This is a genomic window from Rhodococcus sp. PvR044, from assembly GCF_040548995.1.
Taxonomy (GTDB): Bacteria; Actinomycetota; Actinomycetes; order Mycobacteriales; family Mycobacteriaceae; genus Rhodococcus_G; species Rhodococcus_G oryzae.
On sequence record NZ_JBEPSX010000002.1, the window covers coordinates 160263 to 179908 of the forward strand.

17 protein-coding genes and 2 pseudogenes are annotated in these 19646 nt (G+C 66.3%); 8 read left to right on the forward strand and 11 right to left on the reverse strand.

The window, feature by feature from the left end:
• Positions 1 to 75 precede the first annotated feature (75 nt).
• The 3 genes from ABIC28_RS06905 to ABIC28_RS06915 all read right to left on the reverse strand — a co-directional run bounded on the left by ABIC28_RS06905 (position 76) and on the right by ABIC28_RS06915 (position 5006).
• Positions 76 to 555, reverse strand: a complete 480-nt coding sequence (locus ABIC28_RS06905; protein WP_354578134.1) for a hypothetical protein — start codon at positions 553 to 555, stop codon at positions 76 to 78.
• A gap of 256 nt (positions 556 to 811) precedes the next feature.
• Positions 812 to 3157 carry a hypothetical protein gene (locus ABIC28_RS06910; protein ID WP_354578136.1) on the reverse strand — a complete coding sequence of 782 codons (2346 nt, stop codon included), beginning with the start codon at positions 3155 to 3157 and terminating at the stop codon, positions 812 to 814.
• A complete protein-coding gene (locus ABIC28_RS06915) occupies positions 3147 to 5006 on the reverse strand; it encodes an HSP90 family protein (protein ID WP_097210878.1) in 1860 nt (619 codons plus the stop codon). Before ABIC28_RS06915 ends, ABIC28_RS06910 begins: the two co-directional genes overlap by 11 nt.
• Positions 5007 to 6436: 1430 nt before the next feature.
• On the opposite strand from ABIC28_RS06915, the gene ABIC28_RS06920 reads away from it, so the two are divergent.
• From ABIC28_RS06920 to ABIC28_RS06930, 3 genes and pseudogenes are all read left to right on the forward strand, one after another.
• Entirely contained in the window at positions 6437 to 7090 is a 654-nt protein-coding gene (locus tag ABIC28_RS06920; RefSeq protein WP_143548401.1) for a hypothetical protein, read from the forward strand.
• Positions 7091 to 7531: 441 nt separating this feature from the next.
• Positions 7532 to 7666 carry a hypothetical protein gene (locus ABIC28_RS06925; protein ID WP_280923549.1) on the forward strand — a complete coding sequence of 45 codons (135 nt, stop codon included), beginning with the start codon at positions 7532 to 7534 and terminating at the stop codon, positions 7664 to 7666.
• Positions 7667 to 7724: 58 nt separating this feature from the next.
• Positions 7725 to 7874 (forward strand): annotated as a pseudogene (locus ABIC28_RS06930) (zinc finger domain-containing protein); the annotation flags it as partial.
• Positions 7875 to 8103: 229 nt separating this feature from the next.
• On the opposite strand, the gene ABIC28_RS06935 reads toward ABIC28_RS06930, so the two are convergent.
• Positions 8104 to 8613: a hypothetical protein gene (locus tag ABIC28_RS06935; protein WP_097210873.1), complete on the reverse strand. Its 510-nt coding sequence runs from the start codon at positions 8611 to 8613 to the stop codon at positions 8104 to 8106.
• Positions 8614 to 8994: 381 nt separating this feature from the next.
• On the opposite strand from ABIC28_RS06935, the gene ABIC28_RS06940 reads away from it, so the two are divergent.
• Positions 8995 to 9984 carry an RNA polymerase sigma factor gene (locus tag ABIC28_RS06940; RefSeq protein ID WP_209928081.1) on the forward strand — a complete coding sequence of 330 codons (990 nt, stop codon included), beginning with the start codon at positions 8995 to 8997 and terminating at the stop codon, positions 9982 to 9984.
• Positions 9985 to 10114: 130 nt separating this feature from the next.
• Here the strand turns inward: ABIC28_RS06940 and ABIC28_RS06945 are convergent, their stop codons facing one another.
• Complete coding sequence (locus ABIC28_RS06945; protein WP_354578140.1) at positions 10115 to 10435, reverse strand: hypothetical protein; 321 nt, start codon at positions 10433 to 10435, stop codon at positions 10115 to 10117.
• Positions 10436 to 10646: 211 nt separating this feature from the next.
• On the reverse strand, positions 10647 to 10775 hold the full coding sequence (locus ABIC28_RS06950) for a hypothetical protein (RefSeq protein ID WP_269588810.1): 129 nt from the start codon (positions 10773 to 10775) through the stop codon (positions 10647 to 10649).
• 84 nt (positions 10776 to 10859) lie between these two features.
• Here ABIC28_RS06950 and ABIC28_RS06955 point away from each other — a divergent pair, with 84 nt between their 5' ends.
• Positions 10860 to 11435, forward strand: a complete 576-nt coding sequence (locus ABIC28_RS06955) for a dihydrofolate reductase family protein (protein ID WP_097210870.1) — start codon at positions 10860 to 10862, stop codon at positions 11433 to 11435.
• On the opposite strand, the gene ABIC28_RS06960 is transcribed toward ABIC28_RS06955, so the two are convergent.
• The gene (locus ABIC28_RS06960) at positions 11382 to 12125 is read right to left on the reverse strand and encodes a helix-turn-helix domain-containing protein (protein ID WP_257017208.1); all 744 of its coding nucleotides are present in this window, start codon (positions 12123 to 12125) and stop codon (positions 11382 to 11384) included. The genes ABIC28_RS06955 and ABIC28_RS06960 overlap by 54 nt on opposite strands.
• A gap of 361 nt (positions 12126 to 12486) precedes the next feature.
• Here ABIC28_RS06960 and trpS point away from each other — a divergent pair, with 361 nt between their 5' ends.
• Entirely contained in the window at positions 12487 to 13527 is a 1041-nt protein-coding gene (trpS, locus tag ABIC28_RS06965) for a tryptophan--tRNA ligase (protein WP_097210868.1), read from the forward strand.
• A gap of 649 nt (positions 13528 to 14176) precedes the next feature.
• On the forward strand, positions 14177 to 14593 hold the full coding sequence (locus tag ABIC28_RS06970) for a hypothetical protein (RefSeq protein ID WP_097210867.1): 417 nt from the start codon (positions 14177 to 14179) through the stop codon (positions 14591 to 14593).
• 169 nt (positions 14594 to 14762) lie between these two features.
• Here the strand turns inward: ABIC28_RS06970 and ABIC28_RS06975 are convergent, their stop codons facing one another.
• From ABIC28_RS06975 to ABIC28_RS06985, 3 genes and pseudogenes are all read right to left on the reverse strand, one after another.
• Entirely contained in the window at positions 14763 to 15026 is a 264-nt protein-coding gene (locus tag ABIC28_RS06975; protein WP_097210866.1) for a DUF6221 family protein, read from the reverse strand.
• 204 nt (positions 15027 to 15230) lie between these two features.
• The gene (locus tag ABIC28_RS06980; protein ID WP_269588812.1) at positions 15231 to 15818 is read right to left on the reverse strand and encodes an SMI1/KNR4 family protein; all 588 of its coding nucleotides are present in this window, start codon (positions 15816 to 15818) and stop codon (positions 15231 to 15233) included.
• Between the two features lie 159 nt (positions 15819 to 15977).
• Positions 15978 to 16127 (reverse strand): annotated as a pseudogene (locus ABIC28_RS06985) (zinc finger domain-containing protein); the annotation flags it as partial.
• Between the two features lie 704 nt (positions 16128 to 16831).
• Here ABIC28_RS06985 and ABIC28_RS06990 point away from each other — a divergent pair.
• A complete protein-coding gene (locus ABIC28_RS06990) occupies positions 16832 to 17350 on the forward strand; it encodes a hypothetical protein (protein ID WP_245221104.1) in 519 nt (172 codons plus the stop codon).
• Between the two features lie 305 nt (positions 17351 to 17655).
• Here the strand turns inward: ABIC28_RS06990 and ABIC28_RS06995 are convergent, their stop codons facing one another.
• Positions 17656 to 19206, reverse strand: a complete 1551-nt coding sequence (locus ABIC28_RS06995) for an alpha/beta fold hydrolase (RefSeq protein WP_307861305.1) — start codon at positions 19204 to 19206, stop codon at positions 17656 to 17658.
• Positions 19207 to 19646: the final 440 nt, after the last annotated feature.

Here is a 19646-nt window from a genome sequence, read left to right on the forward strand (position 1 = left end):
ATATGTATCTCGGGGAGGTTCGTGATCAAGAGGGCGGAAGCACGCTCATGCGCTGCTTCTGTTCGAACCGGTCGATCAGAATCCGAGGCTGCCGGTATCGATGCTGCCGCCGCCCGAGCATCCCGGGGTCTCCGGAGTCGGCACCGGGGCGCCGTCGGGGGCTGGGTTGACCGTGACGGCCTCCGACACCGTTGTGCCGTACTGGGTGACACTGATCGTGTGGGTACCGGCCGTGGTCGGTACCCACGACAGGTAGCTGAATCCCGAGGGGGCTTGGCCCGGCAAAAAGGAGTAGACGCAGGTTCCGTTGTCGCTGAGGGTCACCCGCGACTGGGGGAGGGGGAACATCGAGCCGCCGACCCCCTCCACCGTGATGTCCGCCCTCACACCCACGACGTATCCGCCGGGCGGCGGGAAGACATCCAAGGCCAGCCGGCCGTCGGGGGACGTGGCCGCCGACGCGGCCGGGACGGACATGCCGACCGCCGCGGCCACCATCATCAAACCCGATGCACCCCAACCGATCCGGCGAAAAAGCATCCTGCTCGCAGTCATCTGAATCTCCTGTTCGGGCCCCGCGTTGGGGCCTTACGCACACTAACGTTCGCAGTGTGTGAAATGAGGAGATTCCATTGGTTCGGGTTGGCCCAGATTTCCGGGGCAGCAGAGGCAATCGGATCCCGACCGCGAGGCCCTGGTGTGACGCCGTCGCGGCAGTGTGCCGATGACGCGAAGGGGGCTGAGCGTGCTCCGGCAGCTCACCGCCGCGGATCTGACGGGCGTGATCCAGATCCGCAGCGGCGAGATCGCGTCAGCCGTCGACCCGCGCCCGCGCGGCCGCTGCGGCGTCGTGCCGGCCGAGAGCCTCGTGGGCGTCGCCCTCCATCAGCGCGACCCGGACCGCGAGCCGCGGTGCCTCGGTCACCCGCGGCGCGGCGTCGGCGAGCACCGCAAGGGCCTCCTCGTGGCGGTCGGTCGACAGCAACGCCTGCGCGACGACGATCAGTGCGCTGCCGGAACCGACGACGTCCTCGGCTGCGGCGTAGGCGTCGGAGGCGGCGAGCCCCGTCCGTACCGCCTCCTCGAACCGGCCCAGCTGGGACAGTGCCCGAGCCGTCGAGTCCTCGATGTCCGCACGGGTCCACGGCTCGGCGTGCTCGGCCGCAGCCCGCAGGTCCTCGAGCCCGTCCTCATCGGCGAACTGGCACCGAGCCCGCCCACGTGCGTGCAGGAGGTCGGCGAGCGCGTCCGGCTGATCGGTGAGTTTCCGGGCGTCCTGGACCGCGCCGTCGAGGGCTTCGACGGCGTCCTCGTCGTCGAACTGCATCATCAGAAGCCCGAGTTCCTTGCCGACCCGTGCCGCCACCGCGTAGTCCTCGCCCGCCCGGGCCAGCTCCCGGCCCTCGGCCCACACCGCGACCGCTGCCCCCGGCTCGCCGGCATCGCGCCTCGCGTAGCCGAGCCACAGCAGGGTCAGGGCACGAGATGCGGGCTCGGTGTCCCTGGCTTTCTCGATCTCCGCCACCGTCGTGAGTTCGTCGACGGCCTCGTCGGGGCGTCCGGACCGCACGAGCGTCACGCCGAGCCGGTAGCGGTGGCCGACGGACTCGGTACCGGCCAGATCCGCCTCGCGCATGGCCAGGCGCAGTCGGCCGGCCGCCTCGTCCAGCCGGCCCAGGTCGTCGCAGATCTGGGCGCTCAGGGCAGCCAGCGGAGCGGTCACGGACCGGGCCGCGTGGGCAACGGACAGGTCGAGTGCGGCATCGACTGCGGTCAGCGCCTCCTCGAACCGGCCGCCGCCCGCCAGCAGCTGGGCCAGCAACCGCAACAGCACCGTTCGGCGTCCGGGGGCGGTCGACGGAGTCAGTTCGGACTCGAGCCAGGCGAGCGCCGCATCCCCGCCCTCGGCGCCCAGGATCGTGTCGACCTGCTCGTCCAGCGGGCCCGCCCCCGTCACCTCGTCGACGAAGGCCGTCGTCGCGGCCGGGTCCGCCGAGGCCGGAGGGGCCGGCACAGCGTGTGTCGTGCCGATCGGCAGGTCCCAGCGTTGCCCAGCCAGAGTCCTTGCGGCGGAGACCTTCTCGCTGCGGCGCGCGGTTCCGTTGCGCTCGTCGAAACGGGTCGCGAGTTCCTCGGCGGCACGCCAGGACGCCTGTGCCAGTTCGGCGACGGTCCAGGGGCCGGTGTGCGCGCCGAAGAACCGGCGCAGGGGCTCCGCGTCGGCCCCGCGGACGTGCTCGTGGCCGATCCCGGCTCGGTCTGCGGCCGTGCACGTCACCGCGAAGGCGGTGAGGGCGTCGAGGTGCGCGACCGCGTTGAGGTTGTCGTGCGCCAGCCAGCCGATGTGCCGCTCGAGCATCTCCAGCGCGCGCTGGGCGTTCCCGGTGACCGAGAGGAAGATCAGATGCTGCCCGATCATGTCGATGTTGTCGACGTTGCGGCGCGCGAGTCGGTAGCCCCGCATGTGCATCTGCTCGGCATCGTCGAGACGACCGACCTCGAGCAGCGGCACCAGCGTGTGGGCAATCGCCCGCTCCGGTTCGTCGGCGCACCCCATGTCCTGGTCCAGCATCTCCTGGACGACGGCCAGTCCGGCCTCGAGGTCCCCGGTGGCGAGCCGGAACTGGGCCTCCTCGGAACGAACGCACGCCTCGCAGTGGCTGTAGTCGTCGCGCGGGGTCCGTCCCAGCTCCTCCAGGTAACGGGCGGCCTCCTCGATCCGGCCCGCCTCGAATGCCTGCCAGAACCGGGTCTGCACCACCCCGGACAGGCCGACGCCGGCCTGCCGGTACGCGGTCTCCATCTGTTCGATCGACTCGGCGATCGTCGCCCGCGGGAACATCGGGTTCGAGGCGAGCGCGTCGGCGATCCACTTGTGGAACCACAGCAGGTCGTGGTCGTCGACCTCGGTGGGGAAGGTGGCCGGGTCGGCGGCGTTTCGCCCGACGCACCACGCGAAAGCGGTGAGCAGGGCGTCGGTGTCGCCCGTGATGGAGGCGGACTGGATCAGTCGCATCCGCACGGCGTAGGCGGCGGCCTCGTCGCCGTTCTCCTCGGCGAGCGTGATCGCCCGCTCGATGAGTTCGCGTTCCGCCGGTCCGTAGGACGTCGAGTCGATCTCGCTGATCAGTGCGTCGAGGGTGGTCTCAGTCGGCATGGTCGTCCTTGTCGATGGTGGAGGGGGAGTGCGGTCCGGGATCGGTGACGACGCCCGCGTCGAGACCGACGGACAGGTGCACGATGTCGGTCATGGCGTCGGTCAGGGCCGAACGATCGGCCGCCCGCAGCGGCCGGTGCCCGGCGAGCAGTGCCTGGACGTAGAGGATTCGCACCGCCCGCGACAGCACCGCATCGTCGTCGACGGCGGCGAGTGTACGCACCAACCGATTTCGCCAGTTCAGGGCCAGCCGACCGGAGGCGTCGGCACCGGAGGCCGCAGCTGCATCCTCCACCCGGCCGAGGACATCGGCCCAGAATCCACCGACCGACTCGCCGGCCTGCTCGCGCCGCAGGTTCCGGAGCACCGCCTCGTCCGCGACGTACAGGGCAGGGACGGTTTCCGGCTGGAACGCCCGCACCGCGGTCGCGCAGTCGAGGTCCGCCAGGGCGGCGTCGGCACGCTCCTGCAGGCGGCGGGACGCAGCCCGCTCGGACAGCGGCGGCACGTCGAGGTGGTCGATTTCGTCTGCCACGGTGACGATCTCGACTGCGGCATCGGGCACGAACTCCGGCAGCCGGGCCGCGATCTCCGCGTCGTAGACGTAGCCGCCGTTGACGATCGGAGCGCCGGGGCGGGCGATCCCGGCCAGCTGCCGGAACTCGTCGACGGTCCGGGTGTACCGCACCGTGCCGCGGCGGGCGGCCTCGCCGAAGGTCGTCTGCCCCTCGGTGGTCTCGATCGGCAGGTGAGGGACGATGAACCGGGCCAGTTCGTCGTCGTGGAGGACGAGCGCCCGCAACGCCAGGTGGTGCACGGACAGGAACGCCGCCAGCCGGCGCGGCGACTCCGCCGCCAGACCGATGACCCAGCGGCGAACCGCGGCCCCCAGTTCGGCGCGAGTCTCCTCGAGCGCGGAGTCCTCGATCAGGGACTCGCGGGAGGCCGTCGGGTGCAGCCCGGTGGTGTCCACGACGGACCGCACGAAGAACGCCCAGTCCGGCAGGAGGTCGTCCATGCGCTCGGACAGCAGCATGCCGCCCAGGTAGACGCGGCTCGACTGCCGCTGGCCGGGGGAGAGCTGGAACGGCAGCACGAACGCGGTGCCCCGCGTGCCGGTGGACGGGACATGCAGCGGAATCGTGGCGAAGGGCTCGGCACCGACGATCTCCCGGCCGAGCTCGCGCAGCTCGGGCGACGGGACTGTCGTGCGCTCGAGGAACGGCGCCGGTCGGGTCACCGTCTCGCCGGCCACGGTCACCCGCACCGGCAGGTGCCGGCCGAACCGGTCGGCCAGCTCGTGCGCCCCCACGCGCGATACGAGTCCGGCGGAGTCCGGGCGGGGGAACAGTTCGACCCGGGTTCCGACCGGCAGTTCGTCGGCGAGCTCGGTCACCGTGAACGTGCCGTCGGCGCGCCCGACCCATTCGACGGCGGGCGCACCGGTGGCCGACCTGGACCGGACCCGGATCTCGTCGCTCACCATGAAGCAGCTGAGCAGTCCGATCCCGAACTGGCCGAGACGGTCGGTGCGGGGCAGATCGAGGATGTCGCGCTTGGAACTGCGGCCCACCGTCGCGAGCAGCTCACCCACCTCGGCCGCGGTCAGTCCGACGCCGTCGTCCTCGACCGCGAACACGGCCCCGGCCTCGTCTGCGGGCAGCACCCGGATGGTGCCGACGTGGCCGGGCTCGTGGTCGCGACGAGCCGCGATCGCATCGCACCCGTTCTGCAGGAGCTCACGGATGAAGACCTGCGGCCCGGTGTAGATGCTCGCGCTGAGAAGCTCGATGATCCCGCCGAGGTGTACCTGAAATGGACGGCTGTCGCCGTCTGCTCTAGTAGTCATCGGGGACAGAGCCTATCGAGCGAATACGACATTTCAGCCAGGGGCGATGCGGCCCCTTGTCCTCCTGCGCAATCGGCGAGTTCTGCGGCCAGTAGTCATCGCGGGGGTGCACTCGAGGTGGCCGTCGGAAGTAGTTCAGTACGTCGCCGGGAGGCGAGAGTGCCGGACTGACGACCGCGGGGCTACCGCCTGAATCCGCGCAGAGCGCCACGTGTGCGGAGCGGATACCGATGACTTCGTCCGCCCCGAGCCGTCGTCGAGCGCAAACAGATCGTCCAACACCACACCATGGCCCGCCGCGGCGGCCAGGATGGCTGCCTCGACGCCACCCTGCCACTTCGGCCTTCTCCGATATCCGTGTAGCCACAACAGGTTGAGTCGTTCGACCTCGCCAAGACCGGTCAAGACCTCGTACCGCGATCCGTCAGCCGCACACACTGAGCGGGTCCTGTCCGACTGCAGCGTGAACTCTTCATCCAGCCGTCGAGGATTCCGTACGTCCCAGAGGGTCACAGCGCCATCAGCATCGGTCGACAGCAGATCTGGCACGTGACGGAAAACCATGCTCGAGAACGGATTCCCCCTCATACTCGGCGCGCCAGCGGGCATGATCCCCCGCTGTTCCTCGCCACATCTGCGACGCCCCCTTCTTTGGGGCGACGCGCTGACAGCGCTGGTGCTCCCGGCCTTCGCGCTGAACGGAGAGTTCCTGAGCGCCATGGCCGTCGAGCAGCATGCCTGAGCCGACCATGTCGGGGCCGCGCTGGGAGGCGACCGACTCGCAGAGCTGAGCGAGCTGAGCGCACAGGTGATCGCCGCCTCGCGCGACTACGCGGGCAGACCCCGGCCGCGTGCCTGAGCGCGATCCGAACTGAGCCTCAGCGACCGAAAAGACGGCCGAAGAACCCGCCCCTACCCGACGCGAGCGGCGCCCACTCGAGGTTCCACAGCTCCCCGACCGTGATCCTGGCGAGGCGGCACACGAACTCCGTGACTACGATCTTCACAACGAGATGTACTCAATCGGTTGGGTACTCTCCTATATCTTCACGGGCAAGGAGTCGCTGAAATCGGAAGCGACGAGGCGAGTCGGATCGTCGAGAAATGTGCTGCGACGCATGATATCTCGCATTGCTACGAGGCGGTGCGCGACCTGATCGCGGATGTCGAACGCTTGGACGCGAGTCCGGCTGACTCCACTGCGTGAGCAGCGACTCTCTCCAAGGTCACCGGCCCGAGCGTCCGGCGGCACAGCGCCACTCGACCATCGATCCTCCAGCCGGAGTTGTCGCCAGCATAGGAGCGGCAAGAAGCCCGGGACGGTTCACAATTGCCCGATAGTTTTTGCGGGCCGCGGGGGTTCCTCCGTCATCGGAAAGCGATACTTCGGTAGCCAAGCGACCAACGAACATTCAGAATGGAAGCAAACAATGCACAACACCTCGCACGTGCCAGATGCGACTCGCTTGGCACGCGACGGATTTTGCGTGATGCGCAGCGAGCTCCCTGAGGACCTGCGCGCCGCCCTTATCGCGGATGCGGACCGACACACTTTCACGACGCCTCACGCTCACGTCGGTGGCGCCTTCGCTATGACCTCACTCGAACACCAGGACCGCGCGCCGAGCCGAGCGAGCGGATGGATCGGCGACGCTGCGAGCGCTGTGGGCCTGGGTCCCTTCGCTCCGAACGAGGCGAGCTACCAGCGCTACCTACCAGGCGGCAACGGGATTCCACCTCATCGCGACCAGCGTTACTACGCGTCGTACATCGCGATCGTCACCCTGCAGGGCACTGCGACGTTCGCGATCCATGCGTCCCGCAATCACAGAGATGTCATCGAGCAGTGGACCACCCACCCGGGCGAGGTGATATTCCTACGGGGTTGGCAACCCGGACAGCCTCACGACCCTCGGCCCTACCACCGTATCGACCCACCAGATGACGTGCCGCGCCTGATGTTCCAACTCCGCCACAACCTCGCCGCGAGCACTCCGCCGTCTCCGCTGCTCGCCGAGCTCACCGACACGGAAGTGCTCCAATCAGCTGAACTCGCCGCTACCCGGCCCGCTCAACGAACATGACGTCCGCCGTAGAGGTCTCGACCGCGGTCAATTCGCCGCGCAACAACACCCGAAGCTGCTACGACCCGACCGGTGACCGCACCCACCCACCGACCGAATGGCCACCGTTGCCCGTTCACGAGGAACTCATCGCGCGCAACGCCGCGACACTGTCGGCGTTCGTGATCCGTGCCCGCCGCGTCGCGGCGCCGTCATCCAGGTGCGGAACCTACAAGAGACGACGGGTGTCGAGATGCAGCGAAGATTGACGGGACGCGCCCGCTACTTTGTCGGATCTCGGGAGAGTCGGCGAAGCCCGTCAATATAGGTGTACCGCCGGATCGAAAGGTGGCGAATCCGCTACGCCATGACCCCACAACAGGCTCGTTCACGGACCGCACAGCAATGGATCCCACACCTGGCCGATTACATCGCGTCGACACGGCGAGAGACGATGCGCCTGTGAGTATCTCCGACAAGAAGACTGCCGACCGCGATGCACTCGCGGACGATGGCGAACAGAACGTAGAAAGTGCATCTCGTCCGATCCCGTACGTGCCCGAGTCGCTTTCGGACATCGACCTTCGCCATGTGTGACCACCGCTGAGAAGGCTGTGTTTAGTCGGGGGGCGATGGGCAGACCCTGCGGTCATACGTCAACGGGGCATCCGGGTACTTCGAGCACTCCCTGGACGCCTACGGACGCGCCGGCAAGCCGTGCCCGCGTTGCGGCACGCCGATGGTGCGCGAGACCTTCATGAACCGCGGTTCGCACTGCTGCCCGAGGTGCCAGCGACGGCGCTGACGCTCGTGTTCAATGCCGGGAAGGATGTCGAGACTTGGCGCGTGAGCGCAGTCGCTTCTGGCTCTGTGGCTCAGGTCTACGTCAACGCGGAGTGAGCGAGCGATCGGCGTGTAGCGCGACGTGAACGTGTCCGTGGCTTGCAGGCGCTGCTGCTTGACGCCGGAGCGCCTCGGGTCGCGGTGGCGTCCCGGCGGATCTCAACCTCGAGCGGATCCGGATGAGCTGTGGGTCAGAGACGGGCAGGTCTCAGCGGCTCAATGACCTGGGCCTCGGAGCGCTCGCGCAGCTTGAGTAGCGCCTCGTCAAGGCTCGAGCCGAGCAGGTGGAGGGTGTTCATGCCGCGCGATTCCCACACCGGAAACTCCTCGTCGGCATTGCGGCTTGCGACGTCCCAGAGGAGAAGGTCGCCGTTCTCGCTCCAGCCGAAGACTTCGAGTCGCTCGGCGAGGTCCCAGCTACCGTCGGGCTCGATCATCCAGTCGAATTCCTCCTCTTCGCCGTCGCGGAACACCGTGTGGAAGTGCTCGGTGAGGTTCGCTGCACGGGCCCGCCCGTCTGCGAAACCGGGTTGCACGGGCGGGTAGATGAGCCACAGGCCGAACGTGCGGGCCCAGCCGCAGGAGCGAACAAACTCGCGGTAGCTCTGGGGGTACCCGCCGCCGTCCGGGAAACGGAACGAATCGAGTGCCTCGAAGTCGACATGCTCGAACGAGGGGGATTCAGGCGCGGGGACACTCATGACTCGATTATGGTCGGGTTGCGGGAGCCACACCCCTGGAGCCAGATGGAGTGAAGGCGGCGACCGTCAGTCCCACACCAGGAACACGACGCGTTCGTGTCCGGACACTGCAGGGATCCGGCAGTACTCCTCGCCCGACATCGGACGCCAGTTGACCGTAGACATCGCAGGTAGAGCTCAGGATCGCGTCGAACCGCGCTAGTTAAACTAGCGTCGCGTTTCGCTAAATCTTCGCCGCAAGTCGACACCAGCACCGGATCTGCTCTCAGGACGCGATCGGCCGTCCTGGTTGACGATCGTCAAACAGGACAGGCGAGTGAAGCAACCTTTCACATGCTCTCGAACGTCTACATGAATGAGGACGGTTGAAGGGAGGGTTGTATGGGTGTCGAAGATCTGGAGTCGTGGGTATCGGGACAGTTCGCTGGGGCGGCGCACCGGCTGCAGGTTCGGCTTGGTGGTTGGGCAGATGGCGAGGACGCGGTTCAGGAGGCGTTGGTCCGAGCCTGGCTGAGCACCGAGCGTGGAAGTCCCATCGGTTCGTTGGCGCCGTGGATCACGACCGTCGCACACAATGCGGGCCTGGACGAGCTGCGTCGCCGCAGAAGGGAAGAGGCTGCGCTGCGGCGTGCCGCGCTGTATGCGCAGTCGCCGGTCGTCGACGCGGATCGATTCTCGCGGTTGGACGAGGTAGCGGAGGCGGTCAAGGCGCTTCCGCCGCGACAGGCACAGGTACTCGTCTTGCACTACTACAGCGATCTGAGCGTCGCTGATATCGCTGCCCGCCTAGGGATCTCGGTGAGCACGGTGAAAAGCACCCTGCATCGAGCACGCGCGACGCTTGCGACCGTTTTGCCCCACCCCACACGAGACAGGAGCACAAGGATGAACGGCTGGACCATTGCGGGTAGCCACCCCGCCGATTACTCGTTCGACAAGACGACCGAATCTGTCGGTGGCAAAGCCATTGCTCGACTGCGGTGCACCGCTGATTCGCCACAGGGTTTCGGTACCGCGATGCAGAACATCGCCGCCGACGAGTACGTCGGGTGTCGGATCAGGTTCGCCGGCTCCCTCCGCGGCGGTGATGTTGGAGGGTGGGCGGCACTGTGGCTGCGCATCGACGGGCCCGCCGGGGTCGAGGCATTCGACAACATGCAGGACCGTGCGGTGCGCGGCTCTACCGGGTGGATGAGCGTGGAGATCGTGTTGGATGTTGTCCCGCAGGCCCGCGGCATCGCCTTCGGTGTACTGCTATCAGGTGCGGGAGCAGTCGATATTTCAGGCTTGACGTTTGAGAAGGTCGGAACCGATGTACCGACGACCGGCCCCACAATCACCGAACCAGTCAATCTCGACTTCAGCAGCTGACCACTGTCCTGATCCAGGTAGAACCGGCGATGCGGTGCGGACCTGAATCCGTCCCGCTCACTGGTCGTCAAACAGGACAGAGCAACGGCTAGATCGGCGAGGCGACCATGGAACAGGGCGAAGGTCCCAGCTAGCCGCCGAGATACCCAGTCTCAGGGTTGATCTGGCTGAGGAAGTCGCGGATTGACTCGCGATGTTCGTCAACCGTTATCGGCTCAAGTGCGGACGGGCTGCCTGCTCGATCTTGAATGCTGGGGTAGGCCACCCATTGAAAGCTTGAGAATCCGTACCCTTTGTTCGGTCCGGATACCCAGTCATAGTCACAGGCGCCTGGTTCCTCCGGGCGCAGTTTCGCAGCGAAGACCTCCCCGTCGACCGTTAGGGTAAACGGCCCATCGTTTGCCGTCGGGCGCCGTGCGCCTGACGGCTCGTTGTGTTCGTCAGCATTCATGCTTCGCTCCTGTCATGCGAGTGAAATCTCTGCCCTGAACGCTCTCATTCCGAGTTGATCCGTGTTGCTCGCCGATCGTCGAACAGGCCACCTCGCGTCGGGATTGAGGCGCTATCGCGACGTGCCTGCCTGCCCGCCCGCCCGCCCGAGGAGAAGGGGGTACTGCGTGTCGGCAACGCCTTGTCTTTTCCGTTGTTCAACTGGACCAAGCTCAGTTGGGCTGCGCTCTGGAGCGGCCCCGCACGATGCCATCGTCCTCGTTCAGCTCGCCAGACATCAGTGCCCCGCGGTCCGGGGGAGCGTCGTCGATGTCGTTTTCGTCCAAGACTCCGGTCGTCATCGCTCTCTACTGTGAAATCAGCCGAGGACAACGGGTCCTCGCGGGCCGAGAAGGCCTGTTTCTTTCTGAGAGTTGGGGAATGTGATGACGCGCGAGTTGGTATGGACGGGTTTCATGTCGGTTGACGGTGTGGTGGACTCCCCGGGCGGCGAGGCGGAGGGGCACCCGAGCGGTGGGTGGGTCGCCCGTACGAATTTCGTGCCTGAGGCCTTCTCTCTGAAGGGTGAGGAACTGGAGGAGACGACGGCGCTGCTGTTCGGTCGGCGCAGCTATGAGGCGTTCGCCCCGCTCTGGGTGGAGTCCGAGGATCACGTGAGCTACAAGGACCTGCCCAAGTACGTGGTGTCGACGACGCTGGGCGACACAGCACTCGTCGAGGGGTGGGGGGACACAACCATCCTGCGTTCGGTCGAGGATGTGGCTGGCCTGAAGGAAACCGACGGCGGCGCAATTTTCATTCACGGCAGCGGCGAACTAGCGCGCGGGCTGGCCGACGCAGGTTTGATCGATCGCTACAACCTGCTGGTGTTTCCGGTGGTGCTCGGCGCTGGCAAGAACTTGTTCGGGCACATGAGTCGGCCTGAGCAGCGGCTCGAACTACGTGATTCAGCTGCCTATTCGAACGGTGTGGTCAAGGTCGTCTACGACGTCGTCCACTGATCCGCCCAGCGCGATCGCACCGCCGATGCCGCCCCTGAGTTGACCGGCTGTGCGGCCCACGAAACGACGCAGAGCGCGGGCGAGGTGTGGTTCGTCGTAGTAGCCCAACGACGCGACCACGTCGGCGACCGGCCGACCGGCCACGAGCAGTTCGCCAGCGCGTTGGGCACGTTGGATCTGCTCGACGCCACCGCGGGTGAGGCCGGTTGCGGCGCGGAACCGCCGCTCGAGGGTGCGGTTGGTGGCGAACGAGGGATTGCCGGCTAGATAAGCCGACACCAGTGGGTCTCTCGTGAGTGTCCCGTTTCGTACGAGGTGGCCGATGAACGTTTCAGCGTCGTCGGGGTGGGGGATCTCCCATCGACTGCCGTCGAGCCAGAACCGTCGAGAGGTGGTGTCGGGTAGGTCAATGCCGGAATCGACCAACGTCGAAGTCGGCGTCATCCGCAGAGAGGAGCCGACGGCGAGCTGGATGCCAGTGAACTGGGCGTTCTCGGGAACCGGAGCGGTGCTGGATCGGGTTTCGGGGCCGACGACAGCCGCGGAACGCACCCCGTCTTGCTCCCAGAACACCAGTCCCCACGTCTCGCACGCGACTGCCGTCATTTCGTTGACGTCTTCGCTGCGACTGGTCCATACCGACGATATCCACGGCGAGTCGGACGTGCGCGTCTCGTTGTGTAGCCCCACGGTGCTTACCCTACGATCAATGTGTCGCAACATCGATTTGTGTCGGTGACGAACCTTTCCGCCCCGCCAGGCCGAGATCGACGCGGCGGGCGATGTTCTCCCGCTGCGAGCATTCTCCGCCGGGAGTAGTCCGGCCCGGAAAGCCGCCACGCCAGACTCAGTCATCAAGCTCCGGCAGCTGTCCTGTTTAGGGAAAGGTAAATGAGACGGTTGCTATGGTCGACTGATGATCGAGATCCGACAGGCATGGCGGTGGCTGCTCCAGCAGCCCGTCTAACCATATCCACGGGCTGTACGCAGCCCGCGACGTCATCCGACTTGAACGAGGTTCGTACAGTCCCTGACCATCCAGGAGCCGTACGTGACTTCCCTCGCCACCACCGTCGAACGCAGCGAGCAGCTGCGCGCCGACGTCGCAGAACACCCGCATCGATACCGGATCCTCACCGGCGAACGACCCACCGGCCCACTGCATCTGGGGCACTACTTCGGGACCATCGCCGAACGGGTCCGCCTGCACAACCTCGGCGTCGACACCTTCACCATCCTCGCTGACTACCAGGTCATCACCGACCGCGACGCCATCGGCCAGGTCCAAGAGAACGTGCACAACGCTGTGCTGGACTACCTCGCCGCCGGCATCGACCCGGAGCGGGCGACGATCTTCACCCACTCCGCGGTGCCGGCGCTGAACCAATTGCTCCTGCCGTTCCTGAGCCTGGTCACCGAGGCCGAGCTGCACCGCAACCCGACCGTCAAGGCCGAGCACGCAGCGTCCGGTCGGGCACTGAGTGGCCTGTTACTCACGTACCCGGTTCACCAGGCGGCGGACATCCTGTTCTGCAAGGGGAATCTCGTGCCCGTGGGCAAGGACAACCTGCCGCACGTCGAGATGACACGGGTGATCGCCCGGCGCTTCAACGACCGCTACGACCACGTCTTCCCGGAACCGCAAGCACTGCTCACGTCCACGCCAGAAGTCCCCGGCCTCGACGGCAGAAAGATGTCCAAGAGCTACGGCAACGCGGTCACGCTGTCGATGACCTCCGACGAGACGGCGGCCGCGATTCGGCGCGCCCCGACAGACTCCGAACGACGCATCACCTTCGATCCCATCGGTCGACCGGGTGTCTCCGCGTTGTTGACCACCGCCGCACTGTGTTCCGACCGAGACGAACACGAACTCGCCGACGAGATCGGTGACGCCGGCGCCGGCGCACTCAAGAAGCTCACCACCGCCGCCGTCAACGAGTTCCTCGCTCCACACCGCCAACGCAGAACGGCCCTGGCCCAAGAACCAGGGCACATCCGCAGCGTCCTTCGGGACGGAAACCAACGCGCCGTCGAGATCGCGGAGCGAACACTCGACGAAGTTCGCACCGCGATGGGAACGACGTACTGACCCACCCTTGAGGCGGATGCCTGGGGTCCTGTTTGTCGATCGTCTTACGGGACACTGATCTCACGCGACTAGTCGGTGGCTGGGGCGGCGCAGTCGATCTAGGTGATGGTCGTGTCGGCCGGCGCGGGGTTACCGGTGCATTCGCGGCCGTCGCTTCCTTGCGGCGATCGGCGCCGAGGTTCTTGGATGCCGAGGCAGGGTCGTCGAACGGCAACGGCAGTGGCCCGCCCGCGTGCAGGGCCGCCAATGCGGGTGCAACCCGGGGCAGGTCGGCGATGTCCCGAACTCGTACGCCTTGCTCGCGCACCATCGCGCGACCTCGCGCAGCCGAAGGTCCTCCATCTCGACGAGTGTGAGGACCGGGGCCCGGTCGTACATCGCAGGAGGGTGTCGGTCACGATCATCGTGACCGACACCCTCCGGTGCAGTGGCGTGACCTGAGCCTGTAACGCCAGCTACACCGAATCAGACAAACAGACCGTCCATTACTTTCACGGGGGTAGATCTGCATGAAGCGTTCAATGTTCGTCATATCTGGTGTACTGGCCATCGGATTGGGCACCGTCGTGGCTCCGACAGCAGCCGCCGAGTGATGAGACGGCTTCGCAGAGCACTGATTCCGGCGACCCTAGCGGCCTCAGCACTTGTCTTGTCGGCCCCCACTGCCTCCGCCCACCACCAGGAGTGGACACCCCTGCCGACGGCACACACCCTCGGCCGAGGCAACTCGATCCCGTGCAGCGGTCAGATCACCGGCACCGTGCAGACGCCACACGATCGGCCGGGAATCGCGCTGGTCACGCTGTCCTGGACGCCGTTTTTCACCAGCCCCTGCGCGATCACGGCCTACGTGAACTTCTGGAACACCGCCACCCATCAGGGCGGCACGATGCTGGCGAACCTGACCAATGAATCCAGTGGCCTCGCCACTCCCCGCGGGAACTGGAATCAGCAGATCAGCATCCCGATCGGCTCCGGCCCCGCCGGCCTGACCGTGACCACCGAGGCGTTCAGCACCGGCAGCTTCGACCCGAATCGGGTGATGACCCGGTTTGTGGTGGCCTGAGACGACGGGGGACCGCGTCCGCCCCAGCGCCGAGGCCGTTCAGAGGCGCCTCACGGCGGGCGTCGTGCGCAGCTCGAATCGCTGGAGTGGCCGGCGAATCCGCTGCATCGACCCGCATAGCGGGAAACGCTCGGTCTGACCAGGGCAAGCCAGAACTAGCACGGTTCGCCTAGTCGGCCCACCGGGGGTCGAAGTCCGGATGATCCGCGTACGTGGCCGCAAGTTGCACTAGAAGTGGCTTGCCCCCGTGGTTCTCCTCGTCAGCGCCCGGGCGAAGATCCCAGTTCGATTCTCGATACACGCGGTCGACCAGCCCCCGCTTGAACGAGACCTCCCGTAACGCGCGCGCCGACTGACTTCCCCCGTTCAACTCGGTGATCGCCGCGCGCTCATCTTCGGCGAGCCTTGCCTCGAGGAACTGGACGATGTTCATCGGTTAATTCTCCACACCGCAAGTCCGAGAATCGTCGGATGCGAACCATTCCAACGAGTGTCCTGTTTGACGATCGTCAAACAGGACACCGGATCTTGACTCTCGCGGCGAGTCGACCGAGCCGATCGAACGGGCTTCCAGTAGGAGTGCGGTATAGCGCTCAATCCAACGCGCCCCGGAGAAGACAGCGTCATGACGTCGCTATCAGGGATAGTCCCAGCGGATCTCGCCGTCCTCAACGACTGGCACCCACCCCGCACAGTCCGTTCCTTGTTCAAGCGCCGAAGCAGTGCAGTCGAGCATGGCTTCGATCGAGTCCCACTGGAAGGCTGCACCCCCGTCCTTGTAGAACACGATGACGCAGCCGCTGCGGTCGCCGCCACGGGTGTCGACCGCGAGGTAATCCCCGGCGCCGTCCTCTCCAATTGGGATGAAGGCAGGCAGGTAGGTCTCGACCCTAGTTCCCGCCGGTTCCGCCATCAGCACGTCGGTGCCACCGAGATCGTCGGTGTTGTCCTGCGATGACCGAACCATCTCGTCGTGGAGCTCGACAGCCCAAGCAACGGAGATCGGCTGGTTGGCGGGAAGGACCCAAGGGCTTGGGGGGTTTGGATGACCGCCGTTATGCAGCGCGAACCACTCGTGTAGTTCCCCAGGCCAGGTCTGGCCCGTTGCCGCTTCGGCCGCGAGCACGGCCTGCGGGTCGGCCGGCGGAAGCAACCTCGTTGTGGTCGTCGGGGCATGCTGCTCGCACCATCGGACGATCCGGGCCCAGTTTGACTCAACACTCATGCAGCCGAAGGTATCCGCGGAAGCATCGAACCTCAGCGAATCACACAGAACACGAACACTGAAGAGAACGGCTCCTTATTGCTGGCGGAAGTCCTGTAGCTCGTTCGTCAAACGGGACAGCACTTACGAGGGCTTGAGTCCCGGCACTGAACACGAGCGTCAGCGCCGTCGCTGGCACCTCGGGCAGCAGTGCGAACCGCGGTTCATGAAGGTCTCGCGCACCATCGGCGTGCCGCAACGCGGGCACGGCTTGCCGGCGCGTCCGTAGGCGTCCAGGGAGTGCTCGAAGTACCCGGATGCCCCGTTGACGTATGACCGCAGGGTCTGCCCATCGCCCCCCGACTAAACACAGCCTTCTCAGCGGTGGTCACACATGGCGAAGATCGATGTCCGAAAGTGATTGGGCACGTACGGGATTGGACGAGATGCACTTTCTACGTTCTGTTCGCCATCGTCCGCGCGTGCATTGAGGTCGGCAGCCTTCTTGTCGGAGATACTCACAGGCGCATCGTCTCTCGCCGTGTCGACGCGATGCAATCGACCAGGAGTGGGATCCATTGCTGTGCGGTCCGTGAACGAGCCTGTTGTGGGGTCATGGCGTAGCAGATTCGCCACCTTTCGATCCGGCGGTACACCTATCTTGACGGGCTTCGCCGACCCTCCCGAGATCCGACAAAGTAGCGGGCGCGTCCCGTCAATCTTCGCTGCATCTCGACAGCTGGACGAACGGCCCGCCCGGGGTCCCGCCTAACAGTCCTGCATGCAAGTCGCTGCGGTGTGCTTCCGGTGTCTCCTACGCGATGCGTCGTTCCTTCCGCAGACCTCGCAGACAAGACCGAATACCTGACTGCCGGAGTGAGTACGGGAGTCGACGGCTTCCTGCAAAGAAAATTCGATCGAGGAAGAACTCCGCACTTGTCCGGCCAATGCTCTGCGATAATCTTCGAGTGGGACAACCCGGGCACGACGCGGCGACACTGCTGGACGATGCAGGGATCGAACTTAGTCCCGGCTTGACCGACGCCGAATTCGACTCGATCGACGAACGCTTCGGATTCCGATTCAACCCGGACCACCACAGTCTCCTCGCGACAGCCCTACCGCTGGGCGACCGCTGGCCGGATTGGCGCAATGGTAGCGACCTCGAGTTAAGGACCTGGCTGGACAGCGTGGCCGAAGGGTTCATCTTCGACGCACTGAACCAAAATCCACCCTTCTGGCCTGCATCCTGGGGCGAGTTACCCTGCGCACCTGAGGATGTAGCCACGACCGTGCACCGAGAACTAGCGATGTGGCCTCGCCTCGTCCCTATCTTCGGGCACCGGTTCACCCCCGCAGCGCCCTCCCCGGCGGGATCGCCGGTGTTTTCCGCGTGGCAAACCGACATCATCTACTACGGGGCCAACCTCGTCGAGTATTTGACCAACGAACTGCCATTCGGCCAGGGACGAAAAGCGCTCTCACCTATCGTCGTGCGAGTGCCGTTCTGGTCACGGTTCGTCGAGTCGGCAAATAGCGCCGACTCGATTTGATCGGTCCACCAGGGCAATAATCGTTATCGAGATGCAGCGCAGACTAGCGGGACACGCCCCGCTACTTTGACGGATCTCGGGCGAGTCGCCGAAGTCCGTCAAAGTAGGTGCGCGGCCCGTGGGACGCGAGTTGCGCGGTGGTGACGACTTGCAGCGAGGATTGGCGAATCGCGCCGCTGGATTGACTGGTGGCCCCAGCTCGCTGCGATAGGAAGAAGGCATGACGCCGGAGTCACAGCGGCGCGCGAGAACCTCCCAGGCAGCTCGGTCCCGCCACAGGCTGTGGTGGCGGGACCGCCGCCGCGCTACAGCGGCGTGGTTATCGGTGCCTCCGGCGCCCGGGTGACCGCGGTGGTCCCGGTCAGCAGGTAGTCCGTGATTGCCGTATCGACCGTGGTGTTGCCGCCCTGGATGGCGGCGCCGTGGTCCCCGCCTTCCACGGTGACCAGGTGCGCGTCCATGTCGCGGGCATGTTGGGCTCCGCCGTCGTAGGGCGTCTGCGGGTCCCGCAATCCCTGCAGCACTAGGGGCGCCGTGGCCAAACCATGGTTGCCGATCTCCGGTAGCGCGGTCACCGGCGGCGCCCCTGCGCACCCCGGCCCCGCGCTGTAGCCGTAGCCGATGGCGTCGAACAGATCGCCGGTGACGAACGTCGAGAAGAGCCAGCCCGGGAGCCGCTCCGGGCGTGGCGCGACCGCGTTCTCGTTGCAGAGCACGACCGCCTGCATCATCTGGGTCCGGACAATCGAGTCGAGTTGGTCGGCAGTGAAGTCGCCGGACACACCCTCGGGAAGCGCCCCTGTGCCGTCCCGGATGACGCGGGCGACCATCGGCCAAGTGTTCCGGGCGGGCAGCACTTGGCGTGTGAGGGCATAGGTGCTCGACGCGGCCTGGGTGTGGGCCGAATCGCCGAGTCGTCGCAGGAACGCCTCGAACTGCACCCGGGCAGGGCCAGTCAGGTCCACACCGGCCCGGTACGCGGCGGCGACGCCTTCCAGGCCGGGTGGGACGTCCCCGATCCTGGCCGGCGGGGGCGCCAGGGTGGGATTGCCGCCCGCTTCCTCGACGATGCGGTCGGACCAGCGCTGGTACACCTTCAGCGGGGTGTCGCCGAGGCCGTAGGTCGCGTCGTTGGCCGCGATCCAGTCCATGAGGTCGTAGAAGCGCGTCTTGTACCCGTCGTTCTGGTGCCACAGGACGTCGTTCCACATCCAGTCGCGATCGACCGCCGAGTCGAGCACCATGCGTCCCGTGTGCTGCGGGAACAGGGTGGCATATGTCGAGGCGAGGATCGTGCCGTACGACAGGCCGTAGACGTCGATCACACCGACACCGAGCGCAATCCGCACCTGTTCCCAGTCACGGGCGGTGTTCTCCGTCGTGATGTGCGCGGTGGCGCCGGGCGTCGCGCCGTCGCACGCCAGCCGCGCCGCCCCACCCGCGAAGCCGACGTTCATCGCGGCGAAAAGCTCCGGGGTGACGGCGCATTCGACCGCCCCAGCATGCGCGAGACCCCGCGGCTGCACACCGATGAAGTCCCACTGCCGGCGGATCTGTTCGGGAAGCGCCTGCGCGAACATGCTGTTGGACGCGATCGCGTCGCCGCCGGGCCCACCGGGGTTGGTGAACAGCACGCCCCGCCGGGCGACCGGATCCTCGGCGCGGTGACGGGTGACGAGGACATCGATCGATCCGGCCGTCGGATTCGCATAGTCGCGCGGCACCGTCACGGTTCCACACTGGTCGGTGTCCGGATCGAGCGCGTACTCGACGGGGCACGGGCCCCAGGCCAGCTCCCCGCCGACCGGGTCGGCGGCAGCCGACGGTACTGCGACGGAAGCGAATCCGACCGTCACACCGATCGCGACGACACCGAAGCGAGCACCCCGACCAGTGCGGGACTGCGACTTCCGAATACTGTTCCCCAAGTTCAGCACATCCACGACGGTACTGCGCGCGAACGCTTTTCGGCCAATCGCTCGCCGCCGACATCGTTAGCCTATTCGCGCGATGGGCCCACGCGAACGCCACCCTGATATGGGGTCGGCGCGCGGGATCTCTCCCCCGAGCAGTGGTCTGAACTCTTTGCGATCGCCGATCAATGCGCTCCGGCCGCCGACCGGAAACGGATCGGGTACGGGCGATGACACACCCCAACGCCTCGTTCTCTGCCGAAGGGCGCTGACGGCTCGTCGACCGCTGCCAGACGCCCCGGCTGCCGCAAGTTGGCAACGGCGCCGGCGCCGGCGGTGAACGGATGACGTGATCGCTATTGCACTCCTCCCAGTCGTGAGCG